Below are 2,751 nucleotides of genomic sequence, written 5' to 3'. Positions count from 1 at the left end.
CCTTGCGGGCGACCGCGACCACGTCACGGCGGAACTCCAGGGGGAACGCTTTCGGCATGACAGACATCCTTCCAGCGAGGAACAGATCCTCACAGGTCAGGAGTCAACCGAACCGGGTGCAGTCCCAAAGGATGTCTCGTAAGTCGGTGAGGGTGTTTCCTGCACGGGCGGTTGGGGGCGGGATCCCATGGGGGTTGAGGGCCGTGAGATCCGCCCCGCAGTTGGAGTCAGCCGCCGATGGTCAGATGGTGCAGCAGGACGTCGATGAGGGCGCGGGTGAGGCCGGACACAACACCGGTGATCGCTGCGGTGGCCAGATGGATGCGGCGGTTCCGCCGCTGATGTCCGTGCTTGTTGTGGCTGGTCATCGGGTTGCTCCTGGGTGTAGGAAACCTCTTCGGCTGGCGCCGGTTGCGTCCCAGGGTGGGGCGACCCGCGATGATCTACTTCGGTGGCGATAGGTGTCGCTGAGTGGGGAGGGTAGGTGAGTGGGGCAAACTGGAGCGGCGATGGATGCCGACGAGTCCCGACGAGCCGTGCGCCGCCCTCGGCCGGTGAAGCGGTCTGACCTACAGCCCGGGCCGATGAAGGATCTGCGGGATGCGATCTATCTGTTGTACGGGCACGCCGAATGGCCCCAGTTGGAGCAGTTGGCACAGACGATCACTGGGGACGACGATCTTCCGGGTTCGCCCAACAAGGATGTAATCAGCGAGATCATTAGCGGTGCCAAGTTGGCGACGCAGCAGGACACGGTGACCGTCGCGGTCGTGTTGGCCCGTGCCGCCCGTTCCGACCGCGATGACGTCGCGATTCTGGCGGACAACGTCCGCCGGTTGTGGGACAGAGCGTGGATGGCCCCCACGCCCTCGCCGCCGGCACGGTTGGGCCGTCCGGTGGCCGACTGCGATCCCTTGGTGTTGGAGGTGCATCCGGCGATCGATATTCCTGGCCAGGAGCAGTTGGGGAGCCGGCTGCCGATCTATGTGCCCCGGGCCCATGACGAGCGGTTGCAGCAGGTGGCCGCCCAGGTGATGGATGGATCGTCGAGGCTGGTCACGTTGGTGGGGGGGTCGTCGACGGGCAAGACCCGAGCTTGCTGGGAACTCGCTCACCATCTCGACCGGGAGCAGCCGGGCCGGTGGCGGTTGTGGCACCCCTTTGATCCGACCCGGCCGGAGGCGGCCATGGCGGCGATCGACCAGGCCGGTCCGTACACCATCGTGTGGCTCAACGAGGCCCAGCACTACCTCGCCCCCACCGACGTCCGACTGGGCGAGCGGATCGCCGCCGGGCTGCGCACCCTGCTACAGGACCCGAGCCGAGGGCCGGTGCTCGTGCTGGCCACCCTGTGGCGGCCGCACTGGTCGACGTTGACCGCCCGACCTCAGCCACACGACCCGGACCCGCACGCACAGGCCCGAGATCTGCTGACCGGTACCGAGATCATCGTGCCTGAGGTGTTCGCCCCCGGTGAACTGGCCGGGTTGGACGCACCCGGGGTGGATCCGCGGGTGCGGCAGGCCGCCGTGCACGCCGAGGGTGGCCGGGTCATCCAGTACCTGGCCGGTGCACCGGTGTTAGAAGAGCGGTACCGCACAGCGCCGCCGGGCGCTCGAGCGATCATGCAGGTGGCGATGGACGCCCGCCGACTGGGACACCCCCTGCCGATCCCGCATGCCCTGCTAGAGCAGGCCGCACCGGGCTACCTCGATGATCATGACTGGGATTATCTGGGGGAGGACTGGCTGGAACAGGCTCTGGCCTATACCGCCACGCTATGCAGAGGTACCCGCGGGCCGTTGACCCGCATCCGCACTCGCCCGGGCGACCCGCCGACGGCAGACGGGCGGCCGTGCTACCGGCTGGCTGACTACCTCGAGCAGATCGGCCGCCGCGAACGCGGCGGCCTCTACCCACCCGACAGCTTCTGGACCGCGTTGGCCGTCACCATCACCGATGCTGTCCTTCTATGCCGACTCGGCGTACAGGCCCAGATCCGGAGCCGCTACCAGCAAGCGATCTGGCTGTACATCCGGGCCGCCGATCGCGGCGACGCCTCCGCGTTGTGGCTCCTGGCCGGGCTTCGGCAGCGGGCGGGTGACCGCGCTGGTGCTGAGGCCCTGTACCGGCAGGCCGCCGACCGTGGCAGCATCGATGCGATGCGGCTCTTGGCCTGGGCGCGGGAGGAGGCCGGTGATCGCGATGGTGCTGAATCCCTGGCCATCCAGGCAGCTGACCGTGGTGACACCGGTGCGTTGAGGGACCTGGCTGGGATGTGGGAGGAGGCCGGTGATCGCGATGGTGCTGAATCCCTGGCCATCCAGGCAGCTGACCGTGGTGACACCGGTGCGTTGAGGGATTTGGCCGGGCTTCGGCAGCGGGCGGGTGATGGCGCTGGTGCTGAGGCCCTGTACCAGTGGGCGGTCGAACGTGGTGACACCGGTGCGTTGAGGGATTTGGCCGGGCTTCGGCAGCGGGCGGGTGATCGCGCTGGTGCTGAGGCCCTGTACCAGTGGGCGGTCGACCGTGGTGACACCGGTGCGTTGAGGGACCTGGCTCGGATACGGGAGGAGGCCGGTGATCGCGATGGTGCTGAATCCCTGGCCATCCAGGCAGCTGACCGTGGTGACACCGGTGCGTTGAGGGATTTGGCCGGGCTTCGGCAGCGGGCGGGTGATCGCGCTGGTGCTGAGGCCCTGTACCAGTGGGCGGTCGACCGTGGTGACACCGGTGCGTTGAGGGACCTGG

2 protein-coding genes are annotated in these 2,751 nt (G+C 68.0%); one reads left to right on the top strand and one right to left on the bottom strand.

Annotated features, from left to right (window positions below; translation table 11 throughout):
• Positions 1-227: 227 nt before the first annotated feature.
• Positions 228-368 (bottom strand): hypothetical protein, encoded by a 141-nt coding sequence (locus GVV04_RS31885; RefSeq protein ID WP_161692711.1) that lies wholly within the window; start codon positions 366-368, stop codon positions 228-230.
• A gap of 216 nt (positions 369-584) precedes the next feature.
• Here GVV04_RS31885 and GVV04_RS31880 point away from each other — a divergent pair.
• On the top strand, positions 585-2,751 hold a 2,167-nt coding region (locus GVV04_RS31880), incomplete at its 3' end, for a tetratricopeptide repeat protein (RefSeq protein WP_201754488.1).

This window comes from Micromonospora rubida, from assembly GCF_009908295.1.
GTDB lineage: Bacteria > Actinomycetota > Actinomycetes > Mycobacteriales > Micromonosporaceae > Micromonospora > Micromonospora rubida.
Note: the sequence above shows the minus strand (reverse complement) of the source record. Positions and strands in the feature narration are given on the sequence as shown.